This is a genomic window from Hyphobacterium sp. SN044 (assembly GCF_021864465.1).
Taxonomy (GTDB): domain Bacteria; phylum Pseudomonadota; class Alphaproteobacteria; order Caulobacterales; family Maricaulaceae; genus Hyphobacterium.
The window spans coordinates 218,510-239,115 of the sequence record NZ_JAKKUV010000003.1; the positions used below are offsets into that span (position 1 = coordinate 218,510).

At 63.4% G+C, this 20,606-nt stretch carries 17 protein-coding genes and 3 tRNA genes; 12 read left to right on the forward strand and 8 right to left on the reverse strand.

Annotated features, from left to right (window positions below; all coding sequences use genetic code 11):
• Positions 1-3: 3 nt before the first annotated feature.
• Together L5876_RS06315 and L5876_RS06320 are read right to left on the reverse strand one after the other, a co-directional pair.
• Complete coding sequence (locus L5876_RS06315; RefSeq protein WP_236955300.1) at positions 4-729, reverse strand: ABC transporter permease; 726 nt, start codon at positions 727-729, stop codon at positions 4-6.
• Positions 726-1,646: an ABC transporter ATP-binding protein gene (locus L5876_RS06320; RefSeq protein ID WP_236955301.1), complete on the reverse strand. Its 921-nt coding sequence runs from the start codon at positions 1,644-1,646 to the stop codon at positions 726-728. Before L5876_RS06320 ends, L5876_RS06315 begins: the two co-directional genes overlap by 4 nt.
• 129 nt (positions 1,647-1,775) lie before the next feature.
• Between L5876_RS06320 and L5876_RS06325 the strand changes: the two genes are divergently transcribed.
• Together L5876_RS06325 and L5876_RS06330 are read left to right on the forward strand one after the other, a co-directional pair.
• Complete coding sequence (locus tag L5876_RS06325; protein ID WP_236955302.1) at positions 1,776-3,116, forward strand: M20 family metallopeptidase; 1,341 nt, start codon at positions 1,776-1,778, stop codon at positions 3,114-3,116.
• Positions 3,113-3,508 carry a RidA family protein gene (locus tag L5876_RS06330; protein WP_236955303.1) on the forward strand — a complete coding sequence of 132 codons (396 nt, stop codon included), beginning with the start codon at positions 3,113-3,115 and terminating at the stop codon, positions 3,506-3,508. The genes L5876_RS06325 and L5876_RS06330 overlap by 4 nt, the downstream gene beginning before the upstream one ends.
• On the opposite strand, the gene L5876_RS06335 is transcribed toward L5876_RS06330, so the two are convergent.
• Entirely contained in the window at positions 3,505-3,696 is a 192-nt protein-coding gene (locus L5876_RS06335) for a hypothetical protein (RefSeq protein ID WP_236955304.1), read from the reverse strand. The genes L5876_RS06330 and L5876_RS06335 overlap by 4 nt on opposite strands.
• 325 nt (positions 3,697-4,021) lie before the next feature.
• Between L5876_RS06335 and L5876_RS06340 the strand changes: the two genes are divergently transcribed.
• On the forward strand, positions 4,022-4,411 hold the full coding sequence (locus L5876_RS06340) for an avidin/streptavidin family protein (RefSeq protein ID WP_236955306.1): 390 nt from the start codon (positions 4,022-4,024) through the stop codon (positions 4,409-4,411).
• 58 nt (positions 4,412-4,469) lie between these two features.
• Entirely contained in the window at positions 4,470-5,651 is a 1,182-nt protein-coding gene (locus tag L5876_RS06345) for a DUF819 family protein (RefSeq protein WP_236955307.1), read from the forward strand.
• On the opposite strand, the gene L5876_RS06350 is transcribed toward L5876_RS06345, so the two are convergent.
• Positions 5,630-7,000, reverse strand: coding sequence for a sodium:solute symporter family protein (locus L5876_RS06350; RefSeq protein WP_236955308.1), 1,371 nt, complete (start codon positions 6,998-7,000; stop codon positions 5,630-5,632). The two genes, L5876_RS06345 and L5876_RS06350, sit on opposite strands and share 22 nt — an antisense overlap.
• A gap of 142 nt (positions 7,001-7,142) precedes the next feature.
• Between L5876_RS06350 and L5876_RS06355 the strand changes: the two genes are divergently transcribed.
• Positions 7,143-8,111: a GIN domain-containing protein gene (locus L5876_RS06355; RefSeq protein WP_236955309.1), complete on the forward strand. Its 969-nt coding sequence runs from the start codon at positions 7,143-7,145 to the stop codon at positions 8,109-8,111.
• A 6-nt stretch (positions 8,112-8,117) separates the two neighbouring features.
• Here the strand turns inward: L5876_RS06355 and L5876_RS06360 are convergent, their stop codons facing one another.
• Positions 8,118-8,903 (reverse strand): RNA methyltransferase, encoded by a 786-nt coding sequence (locus L5876_RS06360; RefSeq protein ID WP_236955310.1) that lies wholly within the window; start codon positions 8,901-8,903, stop codon positions 8,118-8,120.
• Between the two features lie 144 nt (positions 8,904-9,047).
• Here L5876_RS06360 and L5876_RS06365 point away from each other — a divergent pair.
• Positions 9,048-9,132 (forward strand) — tRNA-Tyr (locus L5876_RS06365).
• 89 nt (positions 9,133-9,221) lie between these two features.
• Positions 9,222-9,295, forward strand: a tRNA-Gly gene (locus L5876_RS06370).
• 66 nt (positions 9,296-9,361) lie between these two features.
• On the opposite strand, the gene L5876_RS06375 is transcribed toward L5876_RS06370, so the two are convergent.
• The 3 genes from L5876_RS06375 to L5876_RS06385 all read right to left on the reverse strand — a co-directional run bounded on the left by L5876_RS06375 (position 9,362) and on the right by L5876_RS06385 (position 14,531).
• A complete protein-coding gene (locus L5876_RS06375; protein ID WP_236955311.1) occupies positions 9,362-10,399 on the reverse strand; it encodes a toll/interleukin-1 receptor domain-containing protein in 1,038 nt (345 codons plus the stop codon).
• Positions 10,396-12,570: a tetratricopeptide repeat protein gene (locus L5876_RS06380; protein ID WP_236955312.1), complete on the reverse strand. Its 2,175-nt coding sequence runs from the start codon at positions 12,568-12,570 to the stop codon at positions 10,396-10,398. The genes L5876_RS06375 and L5876_RS06380 overlap by 4 nt, the downstream gene beginning before the upstream one ends.
• Before the next feature lie 74 nt (positions 12,571-12,644).
• Positions 12,645-14,531, reverse strand: a complete 1,887-nt coding sequence (locus L5876_RS06385) for a RyR domain-containing protein (RefSeq protein WP_236955313.1) — start codon at positions 14,529-14,531, stop codon at positions 12,645-12,647.
• Positions 14,532-14,927: 396 nt separating this feature from the next.
• On the opposite strand from L5876_RS06385, the gene tuf reads away from it, so the two are divergent.
• From tuf to nusG, 5 genes are all read left to right on the forward strand, one after another.
• Complete coding sequence (tuf, locus tag L5876_RS06390) at positions 14,928-16,103, forward strand: elongation factor Tu (RefSeq protein WP_236955315.1); 1,176 nt, start codon at positions 14,928-14,930, stop codon at positions 16,101-16,103.
• A gap of 412 nt (positions 16,104-16,515) precedes the next feature.
• Positions 16,516-19,488, forward strand: coding sequence for a TonB-dependent receptor domain-containing protein (locus tag L5876_RS06395; protein ID WP_236955316.1), 2,973 nt, complete (start codon positions 16,516-16,518; stop codon positions 19,486-19,488).
• A 161-nt stretch (positions 19,489-19,649) separates the two neighbouring features.
• Positions 19,650-19,725: transfer RNA gene (locus tag L5876_RS06400), tRNA-Trp, on the forward strand.
• Between the two features lie 52 nt (positions 19,726-19,777).
• A complete protein-coding gene (gene secE, locus L5876_RS06405) occupies positions 19,778-20,035 on the forward strand; it encodes a preprotein translocase subunit SecE (RefSeq protein WP_236955317.1) in 258 nt (85 codons plus the stop codon).
• 11 nt (positions 20,036-20,046) lie between these two features.
• Complete coding sequence (nusG, locus tag L5876_RS06410; RefSeq protein ID WP_039719016.1) at positions 20,047-20,580, forward strand: transcription termination/antitermination protein NusG; 534 nt, start codon at positions 20,047-20,049, stop codon at positions 20,578-20,580.
• The last annotated feature ends 26 nt before the right edge of the window (positions 20,581-20,606 follow it).

The following is a 20,606-nucleotide window of genomic DNA, read 5'->3' on the forward strand; positions in this document are numbered from 1 at the left end:
CGCCTAGTGCCAGTCCCGCCGGGACAGGTAGAGCACGATCAGGGCCAGCAAGGCCGCTCCGCCCACGCCTCCGAGCATCAGCGCGAATTCGGCGCGTTCCGGTTCGCTCGCCAGCATGTTCACGGGCAGAAGCCACGGGAAGAAGATCCCGTATTTCGACGAGGTCGCCGCGACGGCCACGAAGGTTCCGCCGATGCCGACCGAGACCGGCAGGGCGAAGCTGTTGAAGCGCAGCGCGACGCCGAGCTGGACCGCAATCAGCAGGAATGAGGCGAGATACATCTTGCCGAGCAGCTTAGCCGCGTCCCACCAGGGCGGGCTGCCTTCGAGCGCTTCGGCCGGATTGATCCAGCCCGCCACAAAGCCCGACGCGAAGATCGAGACGTAAATCAGCGCCGTGACGATCGCCATCAGGGCGAGCGCCATCACGACCTTGCCGGTGAAGACCTGCCATTTCGGGACGGGGGTTGCGAGGATTTGCGACCAGGTACCCGGTCCATGCTCCATCTGGGCGAGGAGGGCGGTGAGACCTGTCGCCGTCATCGGCAGCAGGAAATAGGCCCAGATCGCCGAGGTCGACATCATCTGGAAGGCCCAGATACCCGGCGATTCCCCGGACAGCTGGATCAGCACGGTCAGGATGAAGGTCATGACCGGGGCAACGCCCATCACGATGATGGCGAGGGAACGTCTGAGTTTCAGCGCCTCCGCGCGCATTACACCGATCATTGCAGGTCTCCCGTGCCGCCGGTGCGTTCCAGGAAGATGGATTCCAGCGATGGCTTGACCAAGGTCAGGTCGGAGACGGCGAAGCCGGCCTCGACGAGATCGCGGTTGATCGTAGCGCGCTCCGCCGCGGTGAAGCGTCCGGGCAGGCGGATGCCATCTTCGAGTTGCGCCGCGTCCGCATGGCTGGCCCGAACGCGCGCCAGGGCTTCAGCCGGACGGTCGAGCCGGATGGTCAGGCCGCCGGGATGGGCGTCCATGAGGGCGGCGATCGTGTCCTGGAAGAGCAGCTTGCCACGGTGCATCAGGGCGACGTGGTTGGCGGTCTGCTCGATCTCGCCCAGCAGGTGGCTGGACACGAGGACGGTTGCGCCGAAGCGTTCCGGCGCTTCGCGGATCAGGGTGCGCATCTCGTGGATGCCGGACGGGTCGAGGCCATTGGTCGGCTCGTCGAGAATCAGGAGTTTCGGGTTGCCGAGCAGGGCGCGGGCGAGGCCGAGGCGCTGGCGCATGCCGAGCGAATAGCCCTTCACCCGTCTTCTTGCCGCGCCGGCGAGTCCGACGAGATCGAGCACCCGGTCACGCTCCCGTCGGGGCAGGCCGGCCATGTGACAGGCGATGTCGAGATTCTCCGCGCCGGTGAGGTGCGGGTAGTGGGCCGGGGTTTCGACCAGCGATCCGACTCCCGTCAGCGCATTGCGGCGTGCGCTGTGGATGTCGTGACCGCCGAGGCGGATGGACCCGCCTTGCGGCCGTATCAGGCCGAGCAGCATACGAATCGTCGTGGTCTTGCCGGCCCCGTTCGGGCCGAGGAATCCCGCGACCGCGCCTTTCGGCACGTGCAGGTCGAGGCTGTCGACGGCCTGAATGCTGCCAAAGCGGCGGCTGACGCCTTCGGTTTCGATTACCCAATCATTCATGCGGCTATGAGGCATTCGTCCGGCAATTTCTCCTACCGGGAACGTTGCGTAAATCGTCCCTCCCGTTGACGGATGGTTGCGGCTCCTTTCGAATGGCCGAAATCTGTCTGACCGGGAAGGGGCCTTCCGATGCGTATCCGCTATCTCGCCGCCTGTGCGGCGCTTGTCTTTGCCGCGCCGGCATTCGCGCAGGACGATCTGCGCACTTCGATCGCCGAGGATTACGACGCCAATCTCGAAGCGCTCTACCAGCACTTCCACGCCAACCCCGAACTGTCCTTCCGCGAGGTCGAGACGGCGGCGCGACTGGCCGAAGAGCTGCGCGCGCTCGGTTACGAGGTGACGGAGAATGTCGGCCAGACCGGCATCGTGGCCGTGCTGGAGAACGGCGAGGGACCGACGCTGATGCTGCGGGCGGACATGGACGGCCTGCCGGTGGAGGAACAGACCGGGCTCGACTACGCCTCCACCGTCACCGGCACGGATCTGCGCGGCCAGACGTCTCCGGTCATGCATGCCTGCGCGCACGACACCCACATGACGGCGCTGGTCGGTACGGCCCGCCAGATGATGGAGCGGCGCGACAGCTGGTCGGGCACGCTGGTCCTGATCGGCCAGCCGGCCGAAGAGATCGGACTTGGCGCGCAGGCGATGCTGGAAGACGGGCTCTATGAGCGCTTCCCGACGCCGGAGGCGGTGATCGCCTTCCACACCTTCGCAGGGGTGCCGACCGGTCAGATTCATTACGCGCCGGGCTATGCGATGGCGAATGTCGATTCGGTCGATATCATTGTTCACGGCGTCGGCGGACACGGGGCGTATCCGCACACGACGAAGGACCCGGTCTATCTCTCCGCCCAGATCATCATGGCGCTGCAATCGCTGGTGTCGCGGGAAGTCTCGCCGCTCGATCCGGCGGTGATCACGGTCGGGGCGATCCATGGCGGGACCAAGCACAACATCATCTCCGATCAGGTCCATATGCAACTGACCGTCCGGTCCTATTCCGACGATGTGCGGGACCATCTGCTGAACGGCATTCGCCGCATCGCGCACGCGCAGGCCGAATCCTACGGCCTGCCGGAAAACCTGTGGCCGGATGTGAACTGGGAAGAGGAATACACGCCCTCGCTCTACAACGATCCGGGCCTCGCCGAGGAAGCGGCTGCAATGCTGCGCGAGCAGTTCGGTTCCACGGTCGTGCGCGAAGCCAGCCCGGTCATGGGCGGTGAGGACTTCGCCCAGTATCACCGCACGGCGGAGGAGATCCCGGTCTTCATGTTCTGGGTCGGCGGCACCTCGCAGGAGGTGCTGGACAGCTATCGCGAGCGAGGCGAGACGCCGCCCTCGAACCACTCACCCTTTTTCGCCCCGGACGCGGAAGGCTCGATCACGCTGGCGACCGAGGCGATGACGGCACTCGCGCTCGACTATCTCGCTCCGGCCGCTTCCGCGGATGGCGCCGAGTGAGCGACGTCCGGCGCGTCTTCTCCGGCTCGCCCTGGGAAGCCACGGTCGGCTATTGCCGCGCGGTCCGCGCCGGTCCCCATATCTGGGTGACCGGCACGGTCGCGATCAATGAAGACGGCAGCCCGCATGTCCCCGGCGATGCCGGGGCGCAGGCGGAACGGTGTTTCGAGATCATTGCCCGGGCGCTGGGCGAACTTGGCGCCGGCCTTCAGGACATCGTGCGCACCCGCATGTTCGTCACCGACATTGCCCGCTGGGAAGAGATCGGCGCGGTACACGGACGCGTCTTCGCAGCGCACCCGCCGGCAACCACGATGGTCGAGGTGTCACGCTTCATCGGTCCCGACTTTCTCGTCGAGATCGAAGCGGACGCGTTTGTCGCGGAGGGTTAGGCGCCTTCGGGCAAGGCTGCAGGCAGGGTGCCGTATTTTGTGCGGGCTTCGCCCCACATGCCAAGCGGCAGGCGGCATTTCGAGCAATCGATCGGTGTGGTCACCATGATGGCGTTCGACATAACCGAATTGACGGTGCCGCACTCCGGACAAATGATCTTGTGGGTTTCAAAATCGGGTGAAGTCATGGCTACGCCTCCTGATATTTCAGGCGGGAGCAAGGACCTCTCTCTTTGTCTCAAGAAAAAGCGAACTGTCTCTCAGTCGCCGGTCTGCCTCCAGAACTCACCGGCGATGGTCTCATACTAACATCGACGCGCTATTGTTTGGCGTATCATATGATATCTACGCCTAACATTTCCTGTAACCGGATGAATTCCTTGCCGTACAAAAATGAGGAAATTTTGTGATCGCTCAAAAGGAGCGGAAATTATCCCGCTGCTCCGTTTACACTCCTGCTGACCAGAAACCGCCCCGGTCGCGACAAGCTCCGATGAAGGACGAGGATGGATCATGACGTTGACGTCGCATTTGATGGCCCTGCAAATCGCCGTGGCGGTCCCGGCCGGCTCGGTCTGGGAGAACCAGGGCGGGTCGATCCTGCATATCGACGAGATGCGCGAGAACGGCCACTTCCACGGCCGCTATGTCAACAACGCTCAAGGCTATCCGTGCAGCGGGGTGGAATACCGGGTCGTCGGCGATGTCTACCATCCGCTGATCCAGTTCTCCGTCGTCTGGCGGGCGGAGGAAGAAACCTGCCACTCGATCACCGGCTGGACCGGGCGGATCGAGGATGGCGCGCTCGTCACCGAATGGCGGCTTGTTCGCTGGCGTGAGGACGGGTTTTCCGAATTCACCGGCGAGAGCGTCTTCACCCGGATCGGCGATCACGCGGAATAGACCTGCCGTGAACGCGAATCCCGTCTAGTGTCCGTCCGGACACGAGAGGGAGTTCACCATGTTCGGAGACGGCAGCCTCATTCCGGCCGGGAACCATTTCGCCGCCATGGCGGGTCTGTTCGTCATCGCCGCATTAGGCTTTCTGGCGGAGCGGACACGCATCGGCGCACTGGTCACCGGCGCTGTGGTCACCATCCTGCTGGCCATTGTGGCGGCCAATCTGAACATCATTCCCGGTGACGCACCGGCCTACGGCTTCGTCTTCAGCTATTTCGTGCCGATCCTGATCCCGCTCTTCCTGATGAAGGCGGATCTGAGAAAGGTCTTCTTCGAGACCGGACGGCTGACGATGGCCTTCCTGCTTGCGGCCTTTGCGACCGTGGTCGGCGCGATCGTCGCGGTGGGCGTGCTTGATTTTGCCGGACGCGACGCGGAAGTCGCGGGTGTGTTCACCGCGACCTATATCGGCGGCTCGGTCAATTTCGCGGCACTGCTCGACATCACCGGCTTGCGCCAGGATGCGAATTTCGTCTCGACGTCGGTGGCCGCCGACAATCTCGCCAGCGCGCTCTTCCTCGGGCTTCTGGCGATCGTGCCGGGCTGGCGCTGGCTGGCGAACCGTTTCCCGATGCGCGATCACTCCAAAGGCGAGATCGAGGACGAGGCTGGCGGAAAGGCGACCGCGGCAACGCTCGCCTATACGATCACCTTCGCGCTGGTCGTCGTCGCGCTGGGCGACTTCCTGACCGCGCAACTGGGCAATCTCCTGAATGCCATGGGCGTCGCGGATGCGGGCGATCAGGCGCGCAACTGGCGGTATGCCATCATCACCGTGCTTGCGGTGATCCCGGCGACGGCCTTCCCGAAGACGATGGCGAAGCTGCACGGCGGGTACGAGCTGGGCCTCGGTCTGGCCTTTGTCTTCTTCGCGGCCATCGCAGCCGGCGCGGATATCCCGACGCTGATCCAGGAAGCCCCCATTCTGATGGCACTCGTGATCATCCTTCTCACGGTTCACGCCATCGTCCTGTTCGGCCTTGGCTCCCTGTTCCGCTTCTCAATGCCGGAGCTGATCACGGCGTCGAATGCGGCCGTGCTCGGGGCGACCACGGCCCCGGCCCTCGCAGCGGCGAAGGGCTGGAAGGATCTCGTCACGCCGGGCGTGATCGTTGGCGTGTTCGGTTATGCGCTGGGAACGATCGTCGCGACCGGCGTCTATCAGGTCTGGTCTCTGCTCTGACGGACGATGAAGGCGGTGGCGAGATAGGCGACCGCCGCCATCGCGATCGACAGCATGAAGCCGCCGGGGATCACGAAGACCCAGTCGGCGAGGAGGACCGTGACCAGACCGGTCACGAGCGCCGCGAGCGCGGCATACTCACCGCCGAGCCGCAGGTAGAGCCCGGCCAGCACGCAGACCAGAATACCCGCACTGCCGAAGGATGAGGCGATCTCGACGAGGCCGTAAATACTCTCCCCTGAGAGGGCGATGGTCAGTGCGGTCAGACCGGCGATGGCGGTGATCGTCCGGGCGGCGATCAGGCGTTCACGTTCGCCCGACTGCGGCCTCGCGCGGCGGTAGAGGTTCTCGGTGGCCAGCGCCGAAACGGCGAGCAGGGCGGAATCCACCGTCGACAGGACGGCGGAGAAGAGCGCACCGGCGAAGATCACGAAGAGGGCCGAGGGCAATAGCTCCCGCGCCAGCGTCGGCAGGAAGAGATCGCCGTCGCCATGCGGAATGGGCAGGGCCGGAGCGATCAGTCCGAACGCGAGCGGGATCAAACCCACGCCGAGATAGATGCCAGCGGCGAGCAGCCCGCCATTGCGTGCGGTCTTTGCGGATTTCGCGCCGAGGAAGCGGGCGATCGGTTCCTGCGCGACAAGGCTGCCGAGTACCGGAATCATCCAGACATCGATCCGCTCGATCCAGCTTTCGCCCGGACCGACAAGGCGCAGGCGTTCAGGGTCGATGCTCGCCAGCGCAGCCGACGGGCCGCCGAGCGTGGCGACCATCACGACAAGGAGGACGACGAGGCCGATCAGCAGGATGCTGCCCTGGAGCATGTCCGTGATCACGTCGCCCAGGAGGCCGCCCAGAAGCGTGTAGACAATGACCAGCGCCGTCGCGGCGACGAGCATGCACGCGACCGGCAGTCCGGTCACGACCGCCAGCAGGCTGGCCATGGCCAGCAATTGCGCTGCGGCCCAGAGCAGGGAGGTGGGGATCGCTACGAGCGCGGCGAGAAACTCAGCGCGTTTGCCGAAGCGGTCGCGGAAGAAGTCCGCGAGCGTAATGTAGCCGCGTTTGCGAAACTGCCCGGCGATCAGGAGCGCCATGAAGAGCAGGGTGAGGGCGTAGCCGAAGGGCTCGGCCCGCGCGCCGGCCAGGCCTTCCTCGGCGATCGTGGCGGTCGAGCCGAGGACGGTCTCGCCGCCGAACCAGGTCGCGAAGACGGACAGGCCGACCGCGAACACGCCCAGCCGGCGGCCAGCAATCAGGTAGTCGGTGTCGCTGGCGGTGCGCCGCGCGGCCCACCAGGAAATGCCGATCTGGAGCGCGACATAAGCCGCGAGCGCGGCGATCAGCATGGCATCCTGCCGCGATCAGACTTCATCCCCAATGCCCCCGAATTTGAAGAATGACCCAGATTTAATCCGCGGTGATGCATCCAGTCGAGTTAGACTACGCATCGGAAGGGGTAGCCAATTCTGTCACGAAAGGGACCCACTCATGCAGCGTTTCAAGATTGCCGCCTCCGCACTCATTGTCGCGGCGGCGCTCGCCCCGGCCGGTTCGGCCCAATCCTTCGATGCGTCATCGCTGGATATCCGCAACTTCATCGGCCGGATCGAGATCCGCGAGGCCAACGGCCCGGTTCTCGTCAATGTCGAGGGTGGAGCCTCCGATATCGACGCACCCTCGATCAGCGAATCCGGCGGCGTGGTCCGCGTCGATGGCGGTCACACCATGCGCAACATGAATTGCAATACGCGCAACGGGAATATCACCGTGCGCCAGGGCTGGCGCGGCGAGCGCCGTCCGCTGGATGACTACCCGACGCTGGTGATCAGCGCACCGTCGTCGCTCGCGCTGCACATCGAACGCACGCTGTTCGTGGGTGAGGCGGGCGATCTCGGCTCGCTCGACCTCCACTTCGACCATTGCGGCTCCTTCACCGCCGGAGATGTCGCGGGGGATGCCAGCGTCAATATCGACGGGTCGGGCGATGTCCGCATCGGCATGGTCGGCGGCATGGCGGATTTCGGGATCGACGGGTCGGGTGATCTGTACAGTCAGGGCATCAGCGGTTCGGCCGAGCTTGGCATCGACGGGTCGGGCGATATCACCACCGGCGACATCGGCGGTTCGGTCGAGATCGGGATTGACGGCTCGGGCGATATCGAAACCGGCCGCGTGAACGGGGCGGAGATCAATATCGATGGCTCGGGCAATACCGTGCTCGCCGCGGTCGACGGAAGCGTTCGTATCGGCATCGACGGTTCGGGCGATGTCGTGATCGGCGCCGGCCGCGCGCAGCCCTTCCATGTCGAGATCAATGGTTCGGGTGATGTCCGCTTCAATGGCGAGGCGGTCGATTTGCATGTCGAAATCGACGGCTCGGGCGATGTCCGCGTCCAGCAGTCGAGCGGCAGCTATTACTGGCGCGAGCATGGCCGCGTGCGCCAGCACAACAACTAGGCCAGACTAACTCTTCGTGATCCGCGCGCGGTGCGCTTCGTAAAGGGCCACCGCCGCGGCCACGGAGACGTTGAGGCTCTCGACCCGGTCCGTCATCGGAATCCGGGCGAGGGCGTCGCAGCTGTCCGCCACGCGCGGACGCAGTCCCTTGTCTTCCGACCCCATGACGATGACGAGGCCCGGCCCGCCATGCTGCGCGACGAGGTCGTGCAGATCGCCATCGGCTTCGCCCGCCAGACCGATCGCGAAGCGGCCCGCCTCACGCAATTCCAGGATCGTGTCGGCGATGTTGGTGACGCGGATGACCGAGACGGTCTCGGCGGCGCCGACCGCGGCTTTCGCAAGGGCGCCCGACAGCGGCGGGGACTTGCGGTCCTGCATGATCACGGCACGGACGCCGAAAGCGGCGGCCGAACGCAATATGGCACCGGCATTGTGCGGGTCGGTCACCTGGTCGAGGACGAGGAGGAGGCCATGCGTCGGGTCGGCGACGGCGCGCAGCGGTTCGCTGCCGGGCTCGGCGCTCTGAAGCGCGAATCCCTGGTGCACGGCCCCGGCGGGCAGGAGCCGGTCGATGACCGCCGGTTCCTCCATGTCGTGTTTCGTGCCTTCGGGCAGGTCGCGGGCTGCATTGCGCGTGACCACGAGGCGCTCGACCTTCCGGCGCGGATTCGCGATCGCCGCGAGGACCGCGTGACGCCCCCACAGCCAGCCCGGCCCGCCGGCCCCGGATTTGTCCGACTTGCCTTTGGCATAAGGCGATTTGGGGCGGTTGCGCCGCTCATTCTTCATCACTATAGTCCGCGCTCCGTTTCAGGACGGTCTTCCGGATATGACGGGTTGCGAACTGCAACGCAATGCGGCGTGACGGAGAGCTTTTGTTGCAATCGGGTTTTATCCGGGGATAAGACGCGTTTCGCACATCGTGTGGCCCCTGGAGGGGTGGGAGAGTGGTTAAATCCACCAGACTGTAAATCTGGCGCCTCAGGCTACGCTGGTTCGAATCCAGCCCCCTCCACCAGCCTTCCCCCGGACCTGATCCGGGCTACGGCTTGGCAAGCCAACCGATCCTGCAGCAGGATGGCCTTTACGGGTCAGCCCCTTGCAAGGGCGGGTATAGCTCAATGGTAGAGCAGCAGCCTTCCAAGCTGAATATGCGGGTTCGATTCCCGCTACCCGCTCCATTCCCAATTCTCAAGTGATGGACTTCCGCTTGACGGCGTCGGTTTGGCAACGCGGCTGGCGGCGCCCTATCGGGCGGGACCTACCCCGTCACAGACCTCCACTTCACGCGTTTCACGGCTTTCCAAGCTGCATACGGCGGCGCCTTCCAGCGAGCAGCTCCAACCGCTCGCGTTGTCACGGCAATCCGCCACTTCCGTCTCGAGAGACGTGCCGACTTCGCGAAACAGGTCCGACTGGGCCAAACCCGAGCAAAGTTGACGCGCCTGCCGCAGGGCCTGTGCCGCGACCTCTTCGCGCGCGGCGTCTTCAGTTGGCCGTCCCGTCTGCAGGGTGGGCTCATACAGAGGCAGCCGGCGTTCCACCTCTGTCCAATGAGTGACCGTCTCGGTCCGCCGGGCCGAAAGGAGGCGGTCGGCCTCGAACTGCAATACGCCGCCGCGGCCGGATTCGATAAAGGCGCGCAATCCGTCGCAACCTTCCGCTCTCGCCTGTTCAAAGGCCAGTTCGTCTTCCGCGCTGGGCACGCCTCCGATCGAGACGATGGCGCAAAAATCCCGTACCGGCCCATGGCAGATCGCGTTCTGGGCACCGAACAGGTTAAAGACAAAACCGAGCAGCGCCGCGGCGATAACCACCGCCCCGCCGCCCAGAATGCGTCGACGCGCACGCACGCGGGGCGCCTGAGGCTGCGGGATTGGGTCGCCGTCTACCAGCGCCCTGACTGCAAGGACGACGTCACGGAAGCGCGGATCCTGTCGATTGCCGCGCCAGCCCACAAGATCAAGCGCCTGACGCTGGCCGAAGCCCAAAGGCGGATCGACCTTGTCGACGCGCACAGGCAGGAGCGTTCCACGGGACTTCGCGACTGCCGCTTCATCCTGGACGAATTCGCCGGCGCCGGAAATCGAGGCGCTGGACCACACCACAATCACGCAGGCTGCTGAGGTCAGGCGCTGATGGATCGTGTCGCGCCAGCCGCTGGCACCTTCGATATCCCGATCCCACCACACCACGAGGCCTTCCGCCTCGAGGCCAGACACCATCTTGGCGACGATCGCCTCGTCCTCGCGCTTGTAGCTTATGAAGACATCTGCGTGTGTCATGGCGCGCTCTCCGCTTCCCCGGCTCGAGCGAGATCTCTTGCGTGGTCAAGCAAATCCTGATCGCGCGCGCTCATCAGGCCACGATTATCCATCTGTTGGTAAACTTCCACAACGTCGGACCAGCCCACCGGATGATCCGGAAGGGGGGCCAGCCTCGCCAGGCTGCGCGCGAGCGCGCGAAGGCTTTCGGCCGACGCTTCATCCGCTTCGGCAATGCCTCGGTAGAGGGCCAGGCTCTCTTCGTATGCGGTAACCGCATCAGTGAGGTTTTCCTCCGCCAGGCGAACATCGCCGATGCCGGCTAACACAGCGGCGAGACCGTGCCGGTCGAGTGCCGAGCTTCCATCGGCCTCGACGAGCCGGCGGCGGATGGTCAGGCTTTGCTCATAGGCGTTGGCCGCAGCGGAGAGATCTCCCAGTTCCAGCTTAACCGCACCAATGCTGGCCAGGCTATCTGCGAGATCGCGCTGGGTCCGGGCAAAGCTTCCATCAGCTTCCACGAGTTGGCGGCTAATGGCCAGACTTTGTTCATAGGCGACAAGCGCTCCTGCGAAGTCGCCCTGTTCGAAGCGAACATCGCCGATCCTGATCAGGTTGGCGTTTATGTCGCGCTGAACTTCGACCGAGCCTTCATCGTCTTCGGCAAGCCGCCGACGGATTGCCAAGCCCTCCTCATAGACTAAGAGGGCGCCCGCAAGATCGCCTTGATCCCGTCGGACATCACCCACCCTATCCAGGCTGTAGGCATGGTCGCGCTGGGCCAATGCCGAGCTCTCATCGGCAAGCGCCAGACCTTCGCTGATGGCCATCATTTCCTCATAGGCCGCCAAGGCATCCGTGGGATTGCCTTGCCGGTAGAGAACGTCACCAATCTTGCTGAGACTGACGTAAATGTCGCGCTGCGCCCAAGCCGAACCCGGATCGGCCTCGGCGAGGCGGCGGCGGATGGCTAGCCCCTGTTCATAGGCGCTAAGGGCCTCAGACAGATTACCCTGCTCCAGGCGTACATTGCCGATCCTGTTAACGATGACCGTGATATCGCGCTGAGCGCTGGTGGAATTATGATTGGTCTCCGCCAGATGCTGCGCGATTTCGAAGCTTTCCTGATAATGGCCAAGCGCGCCTCCGACATCGCCCTGATCAAGCAGAATGTTGCCCGCATTGTAGAGAGCAAGATACACATCACGCTGGAAGTCGGCCGAGTTCGGATTGCCGCCGGCGAGCCTTCGTGACGTCTCCAGACTTTCTTCAAAAGCCTCGAGGGCGCCGGCCAGATCCCCCTGTTCGCGCCGCGCTCTGCCCACTTCGCCCAGGATGAAGGCCAGATCGGCCTGTGCCTCGACTGAGCCGGGATCGTCTTCTGCCAGACGGCGGCTGATCGCTAGACTCTGCATCAAAATGTCGAGCGCACCCGTTGTATCGCCCTGGAGGAGGGTGAGTTCACCGAGGTGGCTCATGCTGATAGACCGCGCCCGGTCGTCAGAAGCCACCTCCAGCGATTGCGCCGCGGCGCTGGCTGCGTCCTCAAGCCGACCAGCTTCATCGTAAAGGCGCGAGAGGTCGATCCAGTCCGAATGTTGAGTCGGGTCGAGGGCGACAACCGCCTCGAACCTCGCGATCACATCCCCTGTCGTCACATCACCCTGATCACGAGCGTCCAGGGCGAGGTTGGCAATGCCGCGGCGATCGGTTGCCTCAGCGATCGCGGCGGCAGTCTCGCGTGCCCTCGCGCGCGCCTCAGCGAGGTCGTCAAGGATCGATAGGGCGCCCAAGCGGTCGCCAGCGTTATAGCGTGCAAGCGCCGTGGCGCCTTCGGGTGTGGAGGCAATGTCTTCGACGGCTTCGCGGAACACGGCAATCTCGCGGGCGTATTGCCGGTCCCGGAGAGCGAGCTCGGCGACGACCTCATCGCGGGCTCTTGTCAACGCTTCCAGACGTGCCTCGATGCCATCGGCCGCGGCCACCTCCGCCTCGAGCGCTTCAACATGCTCCTGCAGCGCGCGGATCCGCTGATCCGCTTCGCGCTGCGCGGCTGCCTGGGTCGCTGCCGCGTAGTACATCGCGGCGCTTACCTCTGCGCGAGCTTGCGTATCAAGATCTACACCGGGAGATTGTGCGAATGCGCGAGTAATGGACAAGAATACGAAGAAAGCCGAGAGCAAGATCCGCAATTCTTTACCTCCAACGAAAGCCGAACTGGGCGCGCCGAGGTCTAAGCTATCATTCGGCGGGTAAAGATTGAAAGCTAAACAACGCTACAATTCCCGATCTCATCCATATCTATGCCTGCTGCTTTCAGGGCTTCGCGATCTTCGCCCCGTTCGGGAGGGGGAGTGGAAAATCGCGCGCTGCGCATGATGCCGTCCTTGCCTGTCCTCACCCAATCGGCCAGTCGGGCAACGAGCCGGATATCGTAAGCGGCAATGTCGGGCGGAAGCTCGTCGAAGGAGACGAGGTTGGGGTGGGTCCGTTTGAGATCGTCGCGGGTTGGGCCGTAGCGCCATCCGTCAACGAGGCGATCAGCATTCCAGCGTTCATGCTCAAGGCGGGCAATGTTCATGAATTCGGTTGCGTTGCGGAACAGCGTCTCTCCCGTGGCTACAACAGGACGAGTGGTTGCGATCGGCCGATTGCGTATGAGCGGGCTGATGTCGAAGCCGAGGCTGGCAAGTTTCGCGTGAGTGTGAGCGACGGCTCGCCGATTGGAGTTTCGGAAGCGCTCCTTGAGCCGGGGCCATGGCACCGAGGCCTCTCCGGCGGCTTCGAATTTGAGGTAAGTCTCGTGCACCTCCCGAGCAAGCTGGTCCGGTTCCCGGTCCAGAAGACCGCCCGCAGAATTTATTTCTGACCACGATCCGAACGCGGCAAGCTCGCACGGCTGAAAGTCTGCCCCCCCGGGACGTACGGGCAGGCCCGCGCCATCGCGAGCCGCGATGAATATCGGTGCCTCAAACAATCCCTGACGCCGGGCTTGCTCCTGCAGGGCCAGCGCGACCGCCAGAGGGGGCGCTTGTTCGCCCGTGGTTACATAGGCTGCAGTCAACGGAGCCCGTTCAAGCCGCTCCACAAGACGGGTGCATGCCGCTTCATCGACCGCTGCAGCGTCGCATTCGATGAAAGAAATATCATAGTGATCCGCGAGACCGGGATAGCGCAGGGCAAATGTCTTGCTCTTTTTCGGGGCTTGCAGGTCGAGCACCGTGATCATCGGTCGATCGAGAAACGAGACCAGGTTCGTGTGCAGCAAGTCACGCACGAGCGCCTCGCCCAGCCCTCCAAAGCCGGCAATCAGAATGTGTACCCGGCCATGGCCGGCACGTTCCGCGAGGAGGTAGGCGGGATGGCGGTGCAATACCGCCCGTGCCGAGGCGGAGTGCTCGGATACCGTGATGAGCAGGTCGCCTTGCTCGCCAGCCTCGCCCTTATGCTCGATGGCATGATGCACATGTTCGGCGAGCCACGGATCACGAACGATCGCAAAAGTGGGGGTCCCCGGGCGTTGGCGGGCGGCCTCCAAGGCTGTCTCGATGGTGGCGGCCTCGCTGGATTCGGATATCACGATCCTGTCTGCCCAGCGCAGGCTGTTGAGGGTCAATCTCGCGTTCAACCGGGCGTTTCGCGGAAGTGTGAGCACGCCGTCCCACTTATGCTCGGCCTCGTGGGCGTGATGGGTGACGGCGCGCTTGCGAATTGTCGCCCAGTCTTCGGCAAACTTCCGGGCAATCAGGCTGTCACCGAAAACCACGGCATGACCGGCTCGCATGATCGCCTGAACCCGGATCAGGGGCTCCCTGAATACCGTCAGTGCGGCTTTCAGTATTGCACCGAGCGCCACAAACGCCCCGGTCCAGCGGGCGATATGAAGTTGAGACTGAAGGGCTGTCGACGTGCCGTCTGCTTCCGCAATGCCAAGGGCCTGCAGTCCTATTCCTGCGTACTCATCTCCAAACACGAAGGCTCTGAGCGAAAGGTAGGCTGCTTGCGACAAGCGTTCCCAGCCCGTCATCGAATCCGGCAAAAGGGCATTCCAAGCCGAAAAGGCCAGCGCGAACGTAACGATCGTCCCTATGAGAAGCGCGATGCCGATCGAGTGATTACGGATGGTAATTATGAACCGGCGTAGAGCCATCATCCTGCCTCATGGGGACAAAACTTGTCGGACTGCGTGGCGCAGCCCGTGCGCGAAACCATAACGCCGACTTCAGCCATCACTAGCGTTTTGCATTTTGGGGGGCGTTTCGAGGCTATGCGCTCCGACATCCATTCATTGGCAAGGGTGTGCTGCTTGCGGCCAGCTGACACACTCCGGTGATTGCGTGGCCTGCCGTCCAGTTCGGCCCGAGGCACTTCGGGAATCGCATTGAGGCGCATTCCTCGCATCAGTCGTTCGACACTCCCTGCATTCGTAACCTGATCGAGCGCGCCGCAGGGCTTGCCATACGCGCAAGCGGACGCTATCCCGCGCCATCAAAATCCGGACGCTTTCCCGCGTCCTCCCGTTATTGCCTTACGATGAGGACATTGCACGATGGGCAAGGAGAAGTTTGAGCGCACTAAGCCGCACGCGAACGTCGGTACGATTGGTCACGTTGACCACGGCAAGACGACGCTGACGGCTGCGATCACGAAGCAGTTCGGCGAGTTCCGGGCTTACGACCAGATTGACGCGGCGCCGGAAGAGAAGGCGCGCGGCATCACGATCTCGACGGCGCACGTCGAATACGAGACGGAGAACCGTCACTATGCGCACGTCGACTGCCCCGGTCACGCCGACTATGTGAAGAACATGATCACGGGTGCGGCGCAGATGGACGGCGCGATCCTGGTTGTGTCGGCGGCTGACGGCCCGATGCCGCAGACGCGCGAGCACATCCTTCTGGCGCGCCAGGTCGGCGTTCCGGCGCTGGTTGTGTTCCTGAACAAGGTCGACCAGGTGGACGATCCCGAGCTTCTCGAGCTGGTGGAGATGGAAGTCCGCGAACTTCTGTCGTCCTACGACTTCCCGGGCGACGACATTCCGATCATCGCGGGTTCGGCTCTGGCCGCGCTCGAGGGCAACAACCCGGAGATCGGCGAAGAGAAGATCAAGGAACTGATGGCGGCGGTGGACGAGTACATCCCGACGCCGGAACGTCCGATCGACCAGCCCTTCCTGATGCCGATCGAGGATGTGTTCTCGATCTCGGGCCGCGGCACCGTTGTGACGGGCCGTGTGGAACGCGGCATCGTGAAGGTCGGCGAGGAAATCGAGATCGTCGGCATCCGCGACACCGTGAAGACGACCTGCACGGGCGTTGAGATGTTCCGCAAGCTGCTCGACCAGGGCCAGGCGGGCGACAATGTCGGCGTTCTCCTGCGCGGCATCGACCGTACGGGCGTCGAGCGCGGCCAGGTTCTGGCCAAGCCGGGCTCGATCAAGCCGCACGCGAAGTTCGAGGCGGAAGCCTACATCCTGACGAAGGAAGAGGGTGGCCGTCACACGCCGTTCTTCACCAACTACCGCCCGCAGTTCTACTTCCGCACGACGGACGTGACGGGTGTGGTGTCCCTGAAAGAGGGCACCGAGATGGTGATGCCGGGCGACAATGTGGAAATCCATGTCGAGCTGATCACCCCGATCGCCATGGACCAGGGCCTGCGCTTCGCCATCCGTGAAGGCGGCCGCACCGTCGGCGCCGGCGTCGTCGCGAAAATCATCGACTGATCTGATTTTTCTGACGGTATTCGAAAGGCCGCTGGCGCTTGCCAGCGGCCTTTTTCGTGGCCGGCGTCCAGACGAGCATTCCAGAGCGGGGACGGGGCCGCGCATGCGATCCGTACTCCCGGATTCGGGTTGGTGCCGGGGCACTTCATTCGCGTTTCAGGGGTATCCAGGCCGGGTAATCTTGCGGTCAGAGCGAATGGTGCGTCATTCGCGCAACACCGCGATGCCAAATGTCCGGGATCGGGTGCTGTTACAGGACTGTCGCATTGACCCGGGACAGGCCGAGTCACTAGCCTTCGGCGCGCATGGTGTGATGCCCGTGGAACCCTATTGTCTGAAAGCGGCCGTCACAAAGCCAATCACAGTGTGGTGAGGTTCGCCTTATCACCGACCTACTCGGAGGGAATACAGAGTGAGACGCAACACCTTCAAGGCTTGCCTGATGGCAAGCACGCTCATCGGCGGTATCGGTCTTTCGACCGCGTCCGCGATGGCACAGGAAGAGGAAGCCGCCCAGCCGGAAGATCGCGTTGTCGTTACCGGCACCCGGATTCCGTCGGCCAACCTCGTTTCGACCAGCCCGGTGACGCAGATCGACGCCGAAGAGTTCCAGGATCGCGGTGTCATCCGCGTTGAGGACATGGTCAACACCCTGCCGCAAGCGTTCGCGGGTCAGGGCTCGAACATCTCCAACGGCGCGACCGGTACCGCCACCGTCAACCTTCGTGGTATCGGTGCGGCCCGTACGCTGGTCCTCGTCAATGGTCGCCGCCTGCCGTACGGCTCGCCGCGCTCTGTTGCCGCCGACCTCAACCAGATCCCGGGCGCCCTGATCGAGCGCGTGGAAGTCCTGACCGGTGGTGCTTCGGCCGTTTACGGTTCGGATGCGGTCGCCGGCGTCGTGAACTTCTACCTCGACGACAATTTCGAAGGCGTGCGGTTCGACGCTCAATACAGCTTCTACCAGCACACCAACGACAACTCGACGATGGCAACGCTCATCGCCAACAATGCGGCGAACAACCCGTCGCAGTTCCGTCAGCCCGACGACCGGGTGATCGACGGTGCGGCGACCGAATTGTCGGGCATCATGGGTGTGAACACGCCGGACGGCCGCGGTAACGCGACCCTCTACGTGACCTATCGCAACGTGGCTCCGGTCTACCAGGCCAACCGCGATTACTCCGCGTGCGCCTTCGGCACGACCAATGGCGGTACCGAGTTTTCGTGCTCGGGTTCGTCGACCAATGCGGTTGCCAACTTCCTGAACGTCGGTCCGAACAACTATCCGCACGGTGCCTGGTTCCGTACCAACGGTTCCCAGTTCATCGCCCGTGACTTCACGTCGGATACGTTCAACTTCAACCCGTACAACTTCTATCAGCGTCCGGACACCCGCTACGTGCTGGGTGCCAATGCGCATTATGAAGTGAACCGTCACTTTGACGTCTATTCCGAACTGACGGCGATGGATACGCGCTCGCTGGCGCAGATCGCTCCGTCGGGCGTGTTCGGTGGCGGCGTCGCCGGTTCTTCGGGTGGCATCAACTGTAACAACCCGTTCCTGACGGCGCAGCAGGTCAACTTCCTCTGCACCAGCCAGGGTCTGGGCCCGAACGACATCGCGGAAGGCGTGCTCATCCTGCGCCGTAACGTGGAAGGCGGCCCGCGTCAGTCCGACGTCCGTCACACCATGTATCGCGGCGTGTTCGGTACGCGCGGTGACTTCTTCAACACCGGCCTGTCCTACGACATGTACGGTTCGTTCGCGAACGTGCACATGGCGGAAAACTACCGGAACGAAATCTCGGTCCGGAAGTCGTCGCTGGCTCTCAATGCGGTGACCGACGGCGGTGGCAACATCGTCTGCGCCGTGAATGCCGACGCCGATCCGTCGAATGACGATCCGGCTTGCGTGCCCTACAACATCTTCTCGGGCACGCCGTCTCAGGCCTCGATCAACTACATCACCAACCCGCTTCTGCAGGATGGTCAGACCACCCAGCAGATCCTGTCGGGTTCGGTCTTCGGTGACTTCTTCGGCATTCAGTCGCCGGCCGCCGACACGCCGCTGGCGTTCGCGGTGGGTGCTGAATACCGCCGTGACTCCCTGGAGCTGCTGCCGGATGCCAACTACCAGGCCGGTGACGGCTTTGGTCAGGGTGGTCCGACGACGCCGGTCTCCGGTTCGCAGGACGTGTACGAACTCTTCACCGAGCTTCGTGTGCCGATCGTGGAAGGCCGTCCGGGCTTCGAGTTCCTGAATGCGGAATTCGCTTACCGCTTCTCGAGCTATTCCTCGGGCGTGGAAACCGACACCTACAAGGCGGCTCTCGAGTGGAGCCCGGTTCCGGACCTGCGTGCCCGGGCCAGCCTGCAGCGTGCCGTTCGTGCCGCGAACGTGATCGAGCTGTTCTCGACCCAGTCGATTGGTCTGTTTGACCTGTCGTCCGGTCCGAACGGCAACTACGATCCGTGCTCGGGTCCTGTCCCGACGGCGACCCTCGCCCAGTGTGCGAACACCGGCGTGACGGCTGCCCAGTACGGCAACATCGCCGACAACCCGGCCGGTCAGTTCAACCAGCTGACGGGTGGTAACCCGAACCTGGCCCCGGAAACCGCCGATACGATCACGCTCGGTGTGATCTTCTCGCCGGAATTCATCCCGGGCCTGACGGTGTCGGTCGACTACTTCGACATCCAGGTGGACGACCTCGTCGGCACGATCCCGCCGTCGCAGGCGCTCGCCGAGTGTCTGGCCACGGGCGATGCGGCGTTCTGCTCGCTGATCAACCGCGGTAACGGTGGTACGCTCTGGGCCAACCAGACGGGCTACATCATCGCCACGAACATCAACACCGGTTCGCTCTCGACCGACGGTTTCGACATCAATGCGATGTACAGCATGGATCTCGACTTCATCGGCCCGAACGCCGGCTCGCTGGCGTTCGACCTGGTCGGCACCTACCTCAACTCGCTTGAGACGGTGTCCTTCCCGGGCGCGGCTCCGTTCGACTGCGTCGGCTTCTACGGCGGTCAGTGCGGAACGCCGAATCCGGATTGGCGCCACAAGCTGCGTGCCACCTGGACGTCCGCGTACAACTTCGACGCGGCTCTGACCTGGCGTCACTTCGCCTCCGTCAACCAGTTTGGCGGTGGTGCGGCGATCAACCGGACCCTGGATGCCCAGAACTACTTCGACGTTTCGGGCAACTGGTACATGAGCGACGACATGCGTCTGCGCTTCGGCGTCAACAACGTCCTCGACTCCGAGCCGCCGCTCTCGTCGGCGGTCGGTGCGGGCTTCGGTAACGGTAACACGTTCCCGCAGGTCTATGACGCGGTTGGCCGTTACATCTTCGCGGGTATCACGGTCGACTTCTAAGTCGATCTTCCCAGGAAGATAAAAGCCAAAGGCGGCGGGCCCTCCGGGGCCCGCCGCTACTTTTTTCAACTGGACGGTTTTCAAGCGGGAAAGACCCGTGTAGAAGCCTGCGCTCCGATGTGGCGGATGCGGGATCGGCGTGCTAGGAGGCGCGTCCTTCTAGGGGTGTAGCTCAGCTGGTAGAGCAGCGGTCTCCAAAACCGCAGGTCGTGGGTTCGAGTCCCTCCGCCCCTGCCATTGCGTTTTTGGTAAAGGCTGCCTATTTGCACGGCCCAAAGTGATTTGAACGATGACGCGTAACGACAAGACAAAACCGGCTGCGAAGGGTGTGTCTGCCCCGGCGCCGAAAAAGAAACGGGCGAACCCGTTCCAGTTCCTGGCGCAAGTCCGCCAGGAAGCGCGGAAGGTTACCTGGACCACGTGGAAAGAGACGTGGGTGTCGACCATCATGGTTCTGATCATGGTCGCTTTTGCGACTCTCTTCTTCTTCCTTGTCGATCTCGCGATCTCGTTCGGGATCGAGGGCATCTTCAGCCTCGGCGCGTGACGGAGACTCTGATGTCGGCAAAGTGGTACATCGTCCACGCCTATTCGAATTTCGAAAAGAAGGTCGCTGAAGCGATTCGCGCGGAAGCGCGCGCGCAGGGCCTAGAAGAGCGGTTCGAGGAAATCCTCGTGCCGACCGAGGACGTGGTCGAAGTCCGCAAAGGCCGCAAGGTCAATGCGGAACGCAAGTATTTCCCGGGCTATGTCCTGGTGAAGATGGACATGACCGACGCGGCCTATCACCTCGTGAAGAACACGCCGAAGGTCACCGGCTTCCTCGGTTCGGCGAGCAAGCCGATCCCGGTGTCGGAAATCGAAGTGAAGCGGATCCTCGGCCAGATGGAAGAGGATGCGGAACGTCCGCGTCCGACCGTGTCCTACGATATCGGCGAGACGGTGCGCGTGATCGACGGCCACTTCCAGAGCTTCAACGGCGTTGTCGAGGAAGTGGACGACGAGAAGGGCCGCCTGAAGGTGGCGATCAACATTTTCGGCCGGGCGACCCCGGTCGAGCTGGAATACGCGCAGGTCGAAAAAACGGCCTGAGCGTGAAACGGGCGCGGGAGAGGCCG